The sequence below is a fragment of the Neobacillus bataviensis LMG 21833 genome (genome assembly GCF_000307875.1).
GTDB lineage: Bacteria > Bacillota > Bacilli > Bacillales > Cytobacillaceae > Neobacillus > Neobacillus bataviensis.
On sequence record NZ_AJLS01000183.1, the window covers coordinates 1 to 15,522 of the forward strand.

The 15,522-nt window shown below is 37.3% G+C and carries 13 protein-coding genes and 2 pseudogenes; 5 read left to right on the forward strand and 10 right to left on the reverse strand.

What is annotated here, in order from left to right:
* The 5 genes and pseudogenes from BABA_RS24775 to BABA_RS24795 form a co-directional block, all read left to right on the forward strand.
* Nucleotides 1-316, forward strand: a pseudogene (locus BABA_RS24775) (hypothetical protein); the annotation flags it as partial.
* Between the two features lie 98 nt (nucleotides 317-414).
* On the forward strand, nucleotides 415-1,224 hold the full coding sequence (locus tag BABA_RS24780) for an MFS transporter (protein ID WP_157273257.1): 810 nt from the start codon (nucleotides 415-417) through the stop codon (nucleotides 1,222-1,224).
* 106 nt (nucleotides 1,225-1,330) lie between these two features.
* Complete coding sequence (locus BABA_RS24785) at nucleotides 1,331-2,236, forward strand: alpha/beta hydrolase (protein ID WP_007088024.1); 906 nt, start codon at nucleotides 1,331-1,333, stop codon at nucleotides 2,234-2,236.
* Nucleotides 2,237-2,401: 165 nt separating this feature from the next.
* The gene (locus tag BABA_RS24790; protein ID WP_007088025.1) at nucleotides 2,402-3,064 is read left to right on the forward strand and encodes a Crp/Fnr family transcriptional regulator; all 663 of its coding nucleotides are present in this window, start codon (nucleotides 2,402-2,404) and stop codon (nucleotides 3,062-3,064) included.
* A gap of 128 nt (nucleotides 3,065-3,192) precedes the next feature.
* Complete coding sequence (locus BABA_RS24795; RefSeq protein ID WP_007088026.1) at nucleotides 3,193-3,825, forward strand: Crp/Fnr family transcriptional regulator; 633 nt, start codon at nucleotides 3,193-3,195, stop codon at nucleotides 3,823-3,825.
* Nucleotides 3,826-3,841: 16 nt separating this feature from the next.
* Here BABA_RS24795 and BABA_RS24800 read toward each other — a convergent pair whose 3' ends face one another.
* From BABA_RS24800 to BABA_RS24840, 10 genes and pseudogenes are all read right to left on the reverse strand, one after another.
* Nucleotides 3,842-5,452, reverse strand: coding sequence for a phytoene desaturase family protein (locus tag BABA_RS24800; protein ID WP_007088027.1), 1,611 nt, complete (start codon nucleotides 5,450-5,452; stop codon nucleotides 3,842-3,844).
* A 45-nt stretch (nucleotides 5,453-5,497) separates the two neighbouring features.
* Nucleotides 5,498-6,022, reverse strand: a complete 525-nt coding sequence (locus BABA_RS24805; protein ID WP_040347523.1) for an FAD synthetase family protein — start codon at nucleotides 6,020-6,022, stop codon at nucleotides 5,498-5,500.
* A gap of 113 nt (nucleotides 6,023-6,135) precedes the next feature.
* Nucleotides 6,136-7,611, reverse strand: a complete 1,476-nt coding sequence (locus BABA_RS24810; protein ID WP_007088029.1) for a 4-hydroxyphenylacetate 3-hydroxylase family protein — start codon at nucleotides 7,609-7,611, stop codon at nucleotides 6,136-6,138.
* Between the two features lie 319 nt (nucleotides 7,612-7,930).
* Nucleotides 7,931-8,305: pseudogene (locus tag BABA_RS28575) on the reverse strand (aldehyde dehydrogenase family protein); the annotation flags it as partial.
* Nucleotides 8,278-8,433, reverse strand: a complete 156-nt coding sequence (locus BABA_RS28580) for an aldehyde dehydrogenase family protein (protein WP_420806029.1) — start codon at nucleotides 8,431-8,433, stop codon at nucleotides 8,278-8,280. The pseudogene BABA_RS28575 and the gene BABA_RS28580, both read right to left, overlap by 28 nt.
* Nucleotides 8,434-8,960: 527 nt before the next feature.
* Complete coding sequence (locus tag BABA_RS24820; RefSeq protein WP_157273259.1) at nucleotides 8,961-10,469, reverse strand: sulfatase-like hydrolase/transferase; 1,509 nt, start codon at nucleotides 10,467-10,469, stop codon at nucleotides 8,961-8,963.
* 153 nt (nucleotides 10,470-10,622) lie between these two features.
* Nucleotides 10,623-12,056, reverse strand: coding sequence for a Na+/H+ antiporter NhaC (nhaC, locus tag BABA_RS24825; protein ID WP_007088032.1), 1,434 nt, complete (start codon nucleotides 12,054-12,056; stop codon nucleotides 10,623-10,625).
* 241 nt (nucleotides 12,057-12,297) lie between these two features.
* On the reverse strand, nucleotides 12,298-13,578 hold the full coding sequence (gene kynU, locus BABA_RS24830; RefSeq protein WP_007088033.1) for a kynureninase: 1,281 nt from the start codon (nucleotides 13,576-13,578) through the stop codon (nucleotides 12,298-12,300).
* A gap of 284 nt (nucleotides 13,579-13,862) precedes the next feature.
* Nucleotides 13,863-14,480 carry a TetR/AcrR family transcriptional regulator gene (locus tag BABA_RS24835; RefSeq protein WP_007088034.1) on the reverse strand — a complete coding sequence of 206 codons (618 nt, stop codon included), beginning with the start codon at nucleotides 14,478-14,480 and terminating at the stop codon, nucleotides 13,863-13,865.
* 215 nt (nucleotides 14,481-14,695) lie between these two features.
* Nucleotides 14,696-15,487, reverse strand: a complete 792-nt coding sequence (locus BABA_RS24840) for a 2-keto-4-pentenoate hydratase (RefSeq protein ID WP_007088035.1) — start codon at nucleotides 15,485-15,487, stop codon at nucleotides 14,696-14,698.
* Nucleotides 15,488-15,522: the final 35 nt, after the last annotated feature.

Sequence of the window (15,522 nt, forward strand, 5' to 3'; positions counted from 1 at the left end):
CATGAAGCGCTTTGGAATATCCATTCATGAAGCTGCTAGTTTTGTTATAGCCCGGAGGGCATTAGGTTTTAAAGAGATACTCCCACCAGTGTTGCATGCACTTTTACCGGAGAAGATAACTGGTATGCATCATTGGGCGCAGTGGGCGTATATTTCTAAAATCCTGAAAGATGTTCGTGTTTGTGCGTTCTATCAATCAGATCTTTTTGATATAGACAAGTTTCGTTCTACGAATGAATTCTTTGCTCCAGGTACTTTAACAAACTTGGAGCAAAAAGGTTTGTCGAAGTTGAAAAGTGGAAAAACCGCCTCCTAGTTGGACGGGAGACGGTCATATATCTTAAGCTCCTATGATATATGTCTTATTATTTAAAGAATCCCCCACTTCAAACAACCCGTAAGGGATGTTAAGTGGTGGGTAGTTCAATGCTAATTCCTCTAATTTATAAATATGTACCCGATTCTTTAAATCTCTTAGCTGCAAAAGGAAAGAATGATAAGCTTGAAAGCGTATTAGAAAGATTTGTACCTGGTATTGATCGTAAACGCATTATTGCCGATAAATCTGAAATGTCAGTACATCCAAAGGCTTCATTGCCAGATTTATTCAAAAATAATTTAGCCCTAAGTACAATAATGCTTTGGATTATCTATTTTATGGGTCTATTAATGATATTTGGATTAAATACATGGCTTCCGTCTTTAATTAAGGAATCTGTTCCTAGTTTGCAAACAGGTCTTGCCTTTTTAATCGTACTTAATGCAAGTGCTATTCTTGGAACAGTCGTATTCGGATTACTTGCCGATAAAAATGGTGCAAAAAAACAACTCATTATCATTTATGTAGCAGGCGCATTCGCTATATCTTTACTTGGTTTTACAACTAATATCCCGCTTCTTTACCTTTTTAGTGCGATAGCAGGTATCTGTACTACCGGGGCTCAAAATCTACTAAATGCATTTACATCACAATACTATCCTTATCACGTGCGTTCAACGGCTCTTGGATTTGCAAACGGAGTAGGAAGAATAGGTGGAATAGTTGGTCCGACATTTGGAGGAGTTTTATTATCTTTAGCAGCCCCTTCGCAATTTAACTTTATCGCATTTGGTATCCCAGGTGCCATTATTGCAATTGCATTAATATTTGTCTCTACCCATAAAGAAGCAGTAAATACTAATTGGGTAAAAGGAGCCGGACAATTATCCGAGCAACCTAAATAATTTAAGTATATTTACTAAAGGGAATCTCACAGTCGTTATACCAATTAACGACCCTGAATTTCCCTTTCCTTCGTCCAAGGAATTACCTTAGAAAGGAAGATGGAACATGGTTGATAATCAAATGAGAGCTCAAAGAAATGTAGTTTATGGAGAAACAGATCAAGAAAAGTTAACAGCGGATATTTACATGCCCAACAAAGGCGAAAACCTGCCTGTTGTAATACTAATTCACGGTGGAGCCTTTCAATCAGGCTCAAAGGAAATGTATGCCGAATGGGGATCCTATTTGGCACAGTCTGGGTTTGTAGCAATGGCAGTCAATTATCGCTTAGCTACTTCAAAATATTCCACTTGGCCTAGCGTACTAGATGATATCCATCAGGCAGCTAACTGGTTGGTGGGCAAAGCCAACGAATTTAACATAGATCCTCTAAAAATGGCTGTTATTGGGGACTCTGCTGGTGCCCATATCGGTAGTATTTTCTCCTTCCAGTCACAAGCGCGTTCTAGCTACAAAATTCAGGCTTGTGTAGGTGTTTATGGAGTATATGATTTAACACATCCTGGCTCTAACCGAGAGGCACAAATGTTTCAAAAACTTATCGGTAAACCTTTTAATGAAGCCTCAAACGTATATAAAGAAGCCTCTACCTATTACTATATAGAAGATGCGATATCAAGTCCTACTTTTGATACAGACTTTTTCCTGATCTGGGGAGATTCGGATATCGTAGCATCACCTTCTCATTCTGAGAACTTAACTCAGGAATCAGGTTTGAATGTAAAAACCCTAGTGTATCCAGGTCAGGGCCATTTTTGGTTTAACCTTACACCAGGCTTAGAAGGTGGAGCACTTAAGGATTTCCCAAACAAAGATGTTGCGCCAAAAGTAATACAATTTTTAAAGGATAGCTTAGATTCCTCTGTAATTGGTATACTTTCAAAACCGCAGATTCAAAAGTTAGTAAAACCTGCAAAATTCAAAGGTAAATGCAAAGTATTATTTGTTTGAAAATATTTTCAAATGAACCATCACACACTCAAGGTTAAGTATGTTAACTCCAAAATAATTTTAATATTCTAATACCTTTGGTATAATATTAATTAATATATTGTTATGAAATTAACTATTAATCTTTATTTAACCTAATTGATTTTGAATGGTGGTGACATATCAATGAATAATAATGAACTTAGTTGGGATTCCTTTATCGCCATGGGGTATGGAGAAAAAAAGGTATATAAAAAAAAGGAAATTTTGTTTCATCCCGGAGAAATAGGCAAAGGATTTTATTATCTTTTAGCAGGAGAAGTAAAAATCAGTGTAATTTCGCGCGAAGGACATGAGAGAGACATTGACTACGTCACTCCAGGGGAATTAATTGGTGTACAAGGTATGCAAAACGAGCCTTATACCTATACAGCAAAGGCTACCATTTCCTCCACCGTCTATTTCTTTTCAAACCTAATGTTTAACCAATTATGCGCCAAGCTTCCTGAAGCAGCAAGTGTTCGCACAAATTCTTTAATAATGAAAGTTCGATTATTGGCAGAATCAATAAATATTCTTACTGCTCCAGCTGAATATCGACTTGCTCATTTTCTATATGGCTTGTATCTCAAAAAAGAAGACCCTAAAATCAAAATTAGTCGGACCTCATTAGGGCATTTTATTGGGACTTCGAGAATTACTGTTTATAAAATAATTAGACAACTAGAACAGGATGGTCTAATTGAAATAAATAAAGGCTATATTTATTTACTAGACATAAATAAACTTAAAACTTTTTTAGAATCCTCCCTTCAACCTTCTCATCAAGCATGTCATACGAAGAATTAGTTTAAAAAATATTGTACTTTTCGTGTATAACAACCAAACAAATGAAAGCACTTTCAAAAATAGCGTTCATTTGTGGATAAAAATCGTATCTATTTATTTTTCCACATTTCAACAAGGGGGGATTTTTATTGTCGCAGTATACCACAGATAAGCAAAATAAACATTTCATAGAACCTTACTTAAGGTACGCAGAAAGAATATTTATAAGAAAAAAAACGATTCTATTTCAACAAAATGAAAAAGGACAGGGATTTTACTTTTTAAAGGATGGATTTGTTAAAATTACCACTACAGATTATAAAAAAAATACTAGAATTATAGATATTCCCACTTCCGGGACATTAATCGGTGAACAGGTACTTAATGGAATGCCTTATTTTTCTACTGCCACTGTCATAAAGGATTCAATTTTATATTACTTTTCAATACAAACATATAATAAGCTAATTCAAGATTATCCTGAAATCGAAAATTTAGTTGTTAATTCTATAATAGACAAAGTAAAACTTCTTCTTTCTGATATAAATGTAAAGAGTATTCCAACGGAGAATCAGGTAGCCTTTTGCTTATTAAAATTAATCGATATTTACAAAGATGTTGAAATCGATTTAACACAACAAGAATTATCTGATTTTACCGGTTTGACCCGTATAACCATTTATAAAATTTTGAAGAAGTGGGAGGAAGACGGTATACTTCAGATTAAAAATAGAAAAATATATATTTATAAGCCTTATATACTTAAAGACTACATAGATTAAGACCGAAACCCTTTTCTTAATGTACCGATTCAAGTTGTTTTTTTCTCTTAAAGTTTTTTCTAAGCAGGCGTTTAGCTAACAAATAACCGGAAGTGGCATTTAATCCTGCGCCCGGCCAAGTGGAAGCTCCAACAAGATAAAGTCCTTCAATGGGTGTGTCGTACTTAGACCTTCCTGGGATCGGACGAAATAAGTAATTTTGCTGGAGTTGGTGGCTTCCTCCCACACTATCCCCACCAACAAGATTAGGATTTTCTTTTACTAAATCAGCCGGAGACATAGTACAGGCTGATAATATTTTCTGTTTGATGTCAGGTGCATAATGCGAAATTTTATCAATGACCCTTTCTGCATATTGTTCCTTTATATTCTCCCAAGTATCGGGATGAATAAGATCCAATGCATCTGACTTCGGCCTATACGGGAGAGCACGCACCTGAACCCACAAAGTATGCTTTCCTTCTGGAGCGCGGGACGAATCAACAGCGGATTGTTGTCCGATGACAAGCATTGGGCTGGCTGGAAGCCTTTGGTTTAAAGCATCCGTATAGGTCTGTGCAACATCGGATGTATAGGGACAAATATGCACGTAACAAAATTGGGAAAGGTCCTCACTGGCATTCCATTTCAATGGGCCATCCAATGCCATATGGATCATCATGGTGCCCGGCCCATTCTGAAATTTCCGAGCCTTTTGCACGTAAATAGAAGGAAGCGCTTCAACCGGAACTAATTTTTCAATTAGCTGTGATGGATGAATATTGGCGATTACGGCATGTTGAGCATAGACTTTTTGTCCATCCCCCAATATGACACCTACAGCCCGTCCATTTTCAAGCAATATTTGCTCTACCTGTCTCCCCAGCTCCACTTTGCCTCCCATCGATTCTAACAAAGAAACCATGGCGTTAATCATATTGCTTATACCGCCTTTTGCCAACGCCATGCCGTTCTTGTAGTCTAACGGAACTTCAAGGAATGGAAACATCGCTCCTCCTGCAACATCAGGAGCATAATCCAGATGAAATCCCCAAGGAATAAACAAAGATTTGATCTTCTCTGATTCAAACCACGATTCGGTAAATTGACGAGAAGTAGAAAGAAGCATTTTTACCAAGTCAAGGACACCGTCCCTGCCAACGTTCCTGTATAATTTATACACTTCCCGAACTAACGGCCACGAAGGCATCTCCTTTTGTGATAAAGACATTAGATAAGGAGAAACCTGTTCAAAATAGGCAAGCAGCTGTTTCCATGATTCGGCGTCCTTCAAAGACTGTCTAGCAAATTCATTTAGGGTCTTCAGCTTATCCATATAAACCCGGACCACATCGCCATCGGGAAAAGCACTGGCAAACGGTTTATCCGCAATGACTACTTCCAATCCTTTTTCATGCAGTTGTTTGCCCATTTCCTTGTAGATTGGTGATCCAAGAAATAATCCAATATTCGTGGCAAATAAATCATGCCGGAACCCCTTTATTGTCACCTCGGAAGTTTTTGCAGCTCCACCAGGCAGCTTGGAACGTTCAAGGACTAGTACCTTATAACCTTCTCGAGCCAGCATTAATGCAGTAGTCAATCCATTATGTCCTGAACCTATAATGATAAAATCAGCGTCATACATAAGAACCCTCCATTCTAACGCTTGCAAACTTATTGAATGAATTGACTAACGTCCTAGTAAAGCAACTGATTCTTCCATCTGTCCCTGAGAAATCAGTTCTCGTATTCTTGTAGATGAAATAACCTTTCCTCCAGAACAACAAACTGGTTTCATGACCCGAACATTGAAATAAGTTCGAAGGAGATTGATATCTCCCTCTCGATTTTTGCCAAAACGAAAGTCACTGCCCACAATGATTTCTAATGGATTAAGGCGTTTTAAATATTTTATAAAATCAATAGGCGGACGAGATATATAAAATTCATCAAACTTTGCTACTACTACATAATCAACCTCTAACTGTTTGATCAAAGTCAGTTTCTCTTTCACTGGAGTTAAAATACGAACCCCCTGAAAGTAAAATCGGGGTGGAGGATCGAAAGTGTATACCAAACTCGGTACTCTTAGCACTTTAGATCTTTCCACCGCTTCTCCAATCACGGTCTGATGCCCTTGATGAACTCCATCAAATGCTCCGATGGCTATAACTGATCCAGACAGCTTTAAACTTCCTTCTGAATATGTTTCTATATCGCTTACCTCCTCAGAAAACAATATCCTGTCTATCGAATAAACGTATTTCCATATTCAGATAAATTGTTTTCGAGATCATCCAAAATACCTTTAAATTGTAAATATAGATATTACTTATTTGATAGTTCCTTCAACTGACCTACTTTTAATGCTTCATCTACCATATCAAACTTACTATTCCTTTTAATATTATTGTAGAATATAGCTTTCTTTCGTATTGGATCGCCAGTATAATAGCGTTCATATTGAAGTAAACGCTGTCCAAATGCTTCACCACATAAATCCCAAGCTAATTTAAATATGCTTACACGTTCGACCCCAGAAATACCTTCTCTTCCGACATAATAACGATCTAAATCTTCCCTTAATTCTTCACTTTCAAAATCAGCACCTGTTGGGGAAAGCAATAGCCCACCTGCTCCTAAAATTTGCATTACTTCAATAGCACGTGGATACATATTTGGCATGTGACCACGAATCGTTTCAAGAGTAACTCCATTTGGCATTACCTCACCCTCTGGTGTAGTCTCATATTCATATTCGGCAGCATGTAACAATGCTCTAATGGTTTCCACAGACTGGAATAATTCTCCGAGTTTTTCTTGTACATGTAAATATGCATCGACACCAATTGAATCAGCCAATCTAGCTGCTACTTCTGCGGCAAATTGTAACTTTACAAGTCCTCTTACTGCTGACTGATGAGAAGGTTGTTGAGCAATTCCCGTTTTTGGATAAAGTAGATTCGCAGCTTCAACATTGTTATAAAGAAACACTCGATCCCAAGGAATTAAAACATCCTTAAACACAAGTAATGCATCAATTTCCTCAAAACGTGAGGCTAATGGATGGTCAAATAATGGACGTTTTCCATCTTGCATCGATTCACGGCAAATAATTCGAAGTCCTGGCGTATCAATAGGAAGTGCAAATGAGATAGCATACCGTTCATCTCCAGGTTGGAACCCAGGGAAAGTATAGATAATCACTTCATCTGTCACTGGGGCAAGTGTTGCTAAAAACTTTGCTCCCCTTACGATAAGACCATCTACTGTTTCCTCAACAACACCTAAATGAGTAAACATATCCTTTTGTTCATGTGAAGACTTCCTGCGATCATTTTGAGGATTGACAATCGCATGGGTTAAAAACAAATCATTATCACGGATATATTTATAATAATCACGGATATTTTCTCCCCATTGAGGATTATACTTTTCTAAGAAATGAGCGTTACTATACAAGGAGGTAAGGACTACATTTAAAAAGTCAGGAGATCTTCCCATCAAACCAAATGTAGCTTCTGCATAGGCTTCAAATGCCGTTCTGCGTTTAATTAAATCTTCATAACTTCTTGGTACTAAAAATGCATTGTTTACTCTTTCTCCAGTTTCTTCGCAGATATGAGTAATCTGTTCTTGATATTCGGGATCATGCTGCAGATCATATAATTTTGCTATTTCAATGACTGCCTGCTTTAATACGGGCTCATCTAATATATTTTCAACTTTTCTTCCTTCCAACCAAACCTCTGGTTTTCTCGACTTTACTGCATTGATATACTGTTCACCTGTACGAATTCCCATATTCATCTATCCCACCTTTATATTTTTACCATCTATTGATTGATTTGCTTAATTTAATATTAATACTGTAATCGTTTTCAAACTGTAAACCTATTAACATTTCAAAAAAACTTTCATGATATTTGTAAAACTATCCGAGATATTTGTTAAATAGTTAACGATTTGATTGTATTACTTGAATAGAACCAGTGTAGCGGACAAAATAAGCCAGCATCCCAGATAAAAAAAAGGCTGCATTCAGAACCAAATAAGGTTAGAATGCAGCCATTCTTATTTAACAATTCCCGACAAAATCAAATATGGTTTCGGTAAATATTAATTATAATTTTATACAAATATTTTTCAGTTCTGAATAAAACTCCATGCTATGTGCTCCGCCTTCACGACCGATTCCACTATGTTTCATTCCCCCGAATGGTGTTCTTAAATCACGAAGGAACATTTCAATGTAACTCTTTACTCGATGAAAATGCTCTTCGGAAATAAGAGCGCCATCATTTGTCTTTGAATTAAGTAGATCACCAACAACCAAATCTTTTGTTTTTGCTACAAACTTCTCTAGAAATTGATCGTAAACTGATCTTTCTACATATATACGTGAACCACACATGCATACTTCCCCTTGATTTACAAAACTAGATTTCAGCGTTGTTTCAATGACTTCATCTAAATCAGAGTCAGCAAAAATTTGATTCGTTCATCAGTTGTGAACTTTTTCCACGGACCTCTCAGTTCTATTTTTGCTACTTGAACAGCCAGATTTATTTCTTCCTCCCCACCTTCTGCAACGGTTCCTAATATTTCTTTAGTGGCTGGATTAATATTTTAAAATACCCTGCCATTAGTGGGAGGAATGTATTTTCCATTAATAAAATGCAGGCAATCAATTGGTTTAACTGTATTCGTTGCTACTACCTGTTCAATCATTTGATTATTCCTCCTACTATTCAGATAATTTATTACACTTATAGTAATCAACTTTGATTTTGTACACAACAACAATGTTGCTGTATGTGAAACAAATTGAAATATGTTCAATTCCTCGAACATTTATGCTCCACAGGGACTGTTCGAGACCGGTGAAAAAGTCTTTATATGTTATTAAAAGAGAGTTTATCCATTTACTTTATATCTTTTATCCACGAAAAAACCCCCTAAATGGTATAATAGGTACGACCAAATACCGACCATTAGAGGGGTCCTTGTGCTTCGACTAGAGCCAAAGCAATCCAGTTTTGACTCTGAATTATACGATAAAATTCCAGAAAATCATATACTTAAAAAGATTAATACAGTAGTAGATTTTAGCTCTTTAGTGAGTTACTCGTGGATAGTTACTCGTTAGTAAATTAGTGTAATCCCATTGGATGGAAAAAGGGATAGGCATTTTTTCTCTTTTCTTTTTCTAAAGAGGATAATTCAAGTTCCGACGAGGAAGCTCTTAGATTATGATTGAAAATAGCCGGATCATGTTTACGAGTTGATAAGATGTCAATTAATTTTTCTTTCCAGCCGTTTCTCATTTCAGGCTGCATCGTAACTAAGTTGGTTATTTCATTCGGATCTTTTTGAATATCAAAAAGTAATTCAAATCCATCTTCTTCATACCAAATATATTTCTGTTTTCCATCCGTTACCATAAGAGAGCGCTTACCTAAGGAACCGTACTCTCCTAGTATAACATTTCGAACACTACTAGCAGAGTTATTTACAAGTGGTATCAGACTTTGCCCATCAATATGACCTGGAATTTCTGCTCCGCCAATTTCACAGCATGTTGGTAAAATATCTTCCAATCCTACGACTGAATCATTCACTCTCCCCGGCAGCCAATCTGAATGTAAAAGTTCATTTGATTGTTCTCCGAAACCGACCAATGGCGGAGTGATAATAAGCGGAATGTTACAAGAGCCTTTTAAGAAATTCGTTTTCTGCCAAAGTTGATGGTCACCAAGGTTATCTCCATGATCTGAAGTAAAGATAAACCAAGTATTTTCTAGGATGCCCTCATTACGAAGTGTCCCTATTATTCTATTTATTTGCCTGTCTACTTGTGTAACCATTGCAAAATAGGCCCGATATGCCAGATCAATTTGTTTATCCGTCATGGTTTCGCCAAACGATAAACCTAATTGGTGAAATAGTGGATGATTTTCTGCCCACTCTCCCATAACAGGGCGCGGCATTTCATCTCGATCGTACATATAAAGATCCTTTTGTAAAGGAACCAGAGGTGGATGCGGGGCTGTAAAGGATGCCCAAAGAAAAAGTGGACTTGTCCAATCCCGTCTTTTAATTTGTTTACATGTTTCATACCCAATCCATTCAGTAGGATGCAAATGGTCTGGTAAATGCCACGGTGTTGTCGTATACCCGTTTATTGACATTCCATGTCCAAAAGCCATGCCGGGATATCCTTGTTCTGCAAGCCATTGCTCATAGTCTCCGTAGCCTCTATTTTCTCCATATGGTGCACCAAATGGTCGACCTTCCTCCCATAAAATCATTTCGTGAAAACCATACCTGCGTCTTTCCGGATAGGTGTGCATTTTACCGATTACCATCGTTTGATAGCCTGCATCACTAAGCTGCTGTGGCAGAGTTTCTATAACAGGAAGTTCAACACCTTCACGATATTCAGTTAAATCCAGGCTGTGCCCATCCATTCCTGTCATAACGGTTGCACGCGCTGGAACACAGACAGGTGTAGTAGAATATGCCTGAGTAAAGCGGACACCTTTTTTTGCCAGCAAATCGATATGAGGGGTTTGAATAACTTCATTGCCAGCACAGCCCATTAAATCCGCCCTTAAATGGTCACAGGATATCATTACAATATTTGGTTGATTGTTCTTCACCATTGGTACCACCTTCCTAAAATCCAACTAGACTTTCAAACCTCAATGAAACTATGGAACATAAATGATCAGCAAATGATAGAAAGGCACATCGTATGATGTCCCTTTCTATTATAAAATAAATCCCTGAGTCTGAATATTCATGTTTATTTATTAAACAACAATCTCTATATCTGAATTCTTACTTGAACCATTCGTATTCGTTTCTGGATATGTCTTCTTTTTAATAGTAAATCCTGTTAACCCATAAATGATATTAATAATCGGCACAAGCAAGATAAAATAACTAAATGGAATAAATTCCATCGCACTGACCCCGAGAATCCCAGCGGCAAAGACAGCGTTTACACTCCACGGTACAAGGTTAATACTAACTGTACCAATAGCCTCAAGGCACCTTGATAAGTTTACTGTATCCAATCCCCGCTCTTTATACGTATTGGCAAACGCCCTGCCCGTAAGGATAAGTACAAGGAATTGAGAACCGCTTGCCAATGCAATTATAGCCGCTGATGTTAATGTCAACATAATAAGTGATTTGCTTGAGCGAGCTTTGTTAATTAAAGTATTTAGTAATACTTGGAATACCTGAACCCCTTCTAAGAGTCCGCCTAATGCTGTTGCTAATAAAATGAGGCCAACAATATTGAGCATGGACAAAATACCACCCTTATTAAGCAAAGCATCGACTTCTTTTATACCTGTATCCGCAGCATAGCCGCTGGTCATCGATTGAATGACCTGTGCAATGCTGCTCCCCTGCATGACCATAGCCATAATTCCTCCAAGGATACTAATAATCAACAAGGAAGGCAATACTGGATATTTTTTTAACACTAATAAAATTGTTACGATAGGCAAAAGAAGTAAAATTGGACTTATGGTAAATGAATTATTTAAGGTAATCATCATTTCGTTAATTTTATCAAAATTAGCTGAATCGACCGTATACTGTAAGCCTACAAAGTAGAAAATAACGACCGAAATGAAATAGGCCGGAATGGTATCCCACAGCATATGTTTAATGTGACTAAAAAGGTCGGTATCTGAAACTGCAGGTGCAACGTTGGTCGTGTCCGATAATGGAGATAATTTATCACCAAAGTAGGCACCTGAAAGGACTGCTCCAGCAACGAGTGCCGGCGGAAAGCCCATTCCTTGACCCACGGCCATGAATGCCAAGCCGATCGTTGAGATAGACGTAAAGGAACTGCCTGTTGAAATACTTAATACACCTGTGACCAACACAACGATGGGAATAAAGATACTCGGGTTGATAAAATCTAAAGAATAATAGATTAAAGTAGGAATGGCACCACTTAAAATCCATGTTCCAACAATTAATCCAATCATAAATAAAATAAATAGTGGTAATAATGCTCGGGAAACGCCCTCGATGATAAACTTTTCTATATCAGTCCATTTGTGGCCTAGGTATAAACCAAGCAATGCAGTAAAGACAATACCGGATAATAACGGTATATACATACCCGTTTTCCATTGTGAGATGGAAAATACAGCCACGACCATTAGAATGATTAATGGAAGTAGAGCCTGAAGAAAATTAGGCTTTTTTACATTTGACATTATTTAAAACCTCCTTTTTTTCTTTAAAGCTGGTATTGAGTTACTATAAATGATTCTCTACTTCTACTAATCTCACTATAAATACCGGTTGAACATTCTATATATTCCAATAATTCGAATCATAATATAATACCGACGTTATGTCTATATTATTTTCGACTTGATGTCCAATACATTTTAGATAGTGGCAGTGGGGCTGCCACTGCCACCCCCATCCTATTCCACTGAATTCTTTTTGGGCCTATACAACAAGAGTACGTTTATTGCTATACTGTTCATATTCTCCATTAATCGCTATTTCCTCCAGTATTTCTACCAGTCGAAAGACTTCCTCAAATGAAACATAAAGTGGCACTGGCGCAAGCCTTATAACGTTCGGTTCACGGTAGTCTGGTACTATGCCATGATCTTTAAGTGCTTTACAAATGCGGTATGCTTCCTCGTGTTCAAGACAAACATGACCGCCGCGGTTATGATCTTCTCGAGGGTTTCCAATTTTGTACCCATACTTCACTAAACGTTCATCGACAAGTTCCATCAAATAGGCGGTAAGATCTAGTGATTTCGCACGAATCTTTTCCATACCAACCTCATGATAAATATTGAGGACTCCCTCTAGTGGTGCCATTGAAAATAACGGCTGGGTTCCTGTTTGCCATCCATGAGCGTTTTGTTCATGATCAAACTCATTTAGCAGTTTGAACTGCGTATCTTTATTATTTCCATGCCATCCTGCTAATCCAGGTTCCTTTTCAAAGTGGCTTTTATTAATGTAGAAACCGGCTATCGCACCTGGTCCGGCAGACAAATATTTATAATTGCACCATACTGCAAAATCCGGATTGATATTTTTGAAATCATGCGGAATGGCTCCAATAGAATGGCATAAATCCCAGCCAATAATAATCCCTCTTTTATGTGCTTCCTTTGTTATACGTTCCATATCAAGCAGCTGCGCACTTCTGTATAATACGGATGGCAGCAAGATTAATGCCACATCTTCTGTCATTCCCTCAATAATTGAGTCCTCAGAAATAAAATTTCCATCAGAACTCTTAATGACCTTAACCGCATCTTTTGGATCATACCCTTTTAGTCTTACTTGACTGTCAACAGCATATCGATCTGTAGGAAAATTCAAGTCATCAACTAAGATTTTGTAACGGTCTTGTGTAGGTTTATAAAATGTACTAATCCCTTGGTGGATATTAATGGTTGTATTCGTCATTACTGTTACTTCATCACCATCTGCGTTGATCAATTGGGCAAGTTTTTCACCAAGAACCTTTTGATAAAGAAAATACTTACTATCCTCGATGTCCCAAATACCAATTCCATGTTTCTCCCACATATCAATCACATGATATAAGGCCTCTTTAGCATCTTTCGAGCACAGCCCTAATGAATTTCCATCCATATAAATCGTGTTTTCCTGGATACAAAATCGTTCCCGTATATCCCTTAATACGTCTTCACAATCTTTCTTTTTAGCAAATTCTAAGCTATTTTCATATTTTTGCATTTACCTTCACCCTCATTAGTAGAATTTTTATATGCAGAAAACACTGGCAGCGTTTACATAAAGAAGTATTTACCACCCCTCCTTATTATTGAAAATATATTTCCTGCTTTTGATAACCTGTATTTCATTAATTCTTCTGTGCAAACCACTAATCTGAATTTACTGTATTTTCTTTATAGTCTCGATTATAATTTATTTCCGACGTGATGTCTATAATAAATTCGACTTAATGTCGGAATTGTTGCACACCAAAAAATTTTGATTTTGGTGCGTATATTATTACTTTACAAGTAGATAGCGTCAACATACATAGTGGTTAAGGTAGAAGCAATTTCATCAAGTGAAAAACTATTTTTATGAAAAACAATCTCCCATTGATAGTTTTCGTTAGAGAAAAACCAGCTTCGCGCCACAATTTCTGCCTTTAGATCTGTTCGAGCCAATCCTTTAAATTGAGCATAGGTAATATCTTTTGTGATACTTTGAATAAATCTTAGTCTAATTTCCTCCCATTTTTCATTCACTATGGTTGAAAGCCCAATAGCCTCTGAAAAAACCTTCATTATCTCCCTTTCTGTTTCTGCTATTTGCAAGAAATTTAATACTTGAGTTAAAATAATCTCTTTCGCTTCGTCTCTAGTTATTGGAAAAAATGGGGTATTTGCAATTTCAAAAAATTTATTCATAACATCTTCCATTAACACGATAAATAGGTCATCTTTGCCTTTAAAATGACCATAGAAAGTCCCATATCCTATATTTGCTTGTTCCATAATTTGTTTAACTGTTGTATTTCTAAAACCTTCTCGTGAAAAAATGAAGTGTGAAGCCTTAATAATTTTATTTCGAGTTATGATCGACCGTAAATGCCTTCCATCTTCAACATTATTTTTCTCTCTCATCATGATCCACCTTATCAACTTTATTACCGCTAGATAATTCGTATTTTACCTTTTATCATAGCGAATAATAATAAAAAACTCCACCAGATATGTTGAATTAGAAGAAAGAAGAAAATCAAAAACAGATCGATTAACCATCTTAAAAAGGGGACAATCTATATTTGAATGTAAAGAAGAGATGCCACTGTGGGTAGCACCTCTTCTTACCTTTTCACTCACTTACAATACATGGATACACTGCCTAAGCCTTCAAAATTGGCAATCACCGAATCTCCGGGCTTAAATGCGATGGCTTCGGTGATCGCGCCGCTCAGGATGATATCTCCCTTTTTTAGTCCTTTGCCGCGGGCTCCCAGTTCGTTAACCGCCCAAGCAATAGCTGTAGCCGGATGGCCTAAAACGGCTGCGCTCGAACCGGTTTGAGCCACTTCGCCATTTTTGGACATCACCATGCCGACGTTTCCTAAATCTAGCGTGCTTGGTGAAATCCATTTACTCCCCACGACAAATTTAGCGGAAGAACAATTGTCCGCAACGACATCCACTAAGGTAAAGCGGAAATCTTTATAACGGCTGTCAATCACCTCAAGTGCAGGCGCCACATATTGGGTTGCATCTAAGACATCTTCTTCCGTTATGTTTTCACCCTGTAAGTCTTTTCCTAGTAAAAAAGCAATCTCAGGTTCCACCTTTGGATGAATCAACTCTGAATAGCGAATAGCTTCCCATTCAAAAGCGAGCATATCGTTATGTAAATAACCATAAATGGCTTCATTGACGCCCATCATGACTTGTTTCGCTTTGCTTGTTAAACCTAACTTCACACCGACCGTTTTCGTGCCAGCCTCCACTAATTTGCGTGCCAGTAAACCGTCCTGTAATTCATACGCATCCTTTACGGTCAATTCCGGATATTCGTCCGTCACTTTAATGACTTCCCGTACATCACGCTCTGCCGCATACAAATACTCAATAATTTCTTTGTTTTTATTTGTTAGTAGAGTCATCCTTTATGCCCTCACTTTATTTATTTTCTCCCATG

What these genes read in the sequence shown, in the direction of transcription:
- nhaC (WP_007088032.1), bottom strand. Translation starts at nt 12,056, where the DNA reads ATGTCAAATGTAAAAAAGCCTAATTTTCTTCAGGCTCTACTTCCATTA.
- BABA_RS24810 (WP_007088029.1), bottom strand. Translation starts at nt 7,611, where the DNA reads ATGGGAATTCGTACAGGTGAACAGTATATCAATGCAGTAAAGTCGAGA.
- BABA_RS24835 (WP_007088034.1), bottom strand. Translation starts at nt 14,480, where the DNA reads ATGAGAGAGAAAAATAATGTTGAAGATGGAAGGCATTTACGGTCGATC.
- BABA_RS24800 (WP_007088027.1), bottom strand. Translation starts at nt 5,452, where the DNA reads ATGTATGACGCTGATTTTATCATTATAGGTTCAGGACATAATGGATTG.
- kynU (WP_007088033.1), bottom strand. Translation starts at nt 13,578, where the DNA reads ATGCAAAAATATGAAAATAGCTTAGAATTTGCTAAAAAGAAAGATTGT.
- BABA_RS24790 (WP_007088025.1), top strand. Translation starts at nt 2,402, where the DNA reads ATGAATAATAATGAACTTAGTTGGGATTCCTTTATCGCCATGGGGTAT.
- BABA_RS24785 (WP_007088024.1), top strand. Translation starts at nt 1,331, where the DNA reads ATGGTTGATAATCAAATGAGAGCTCAAAGAAATGTAGTTTATGGAGAA.
- BABA_RS24840 (WP_007088035.1), bottom strand. Translation starts at nt 15,487, where the DNA reads ATGACTCTACTAACAAATAAAAACAAAGAAATTATTGAGTATTTGTAT.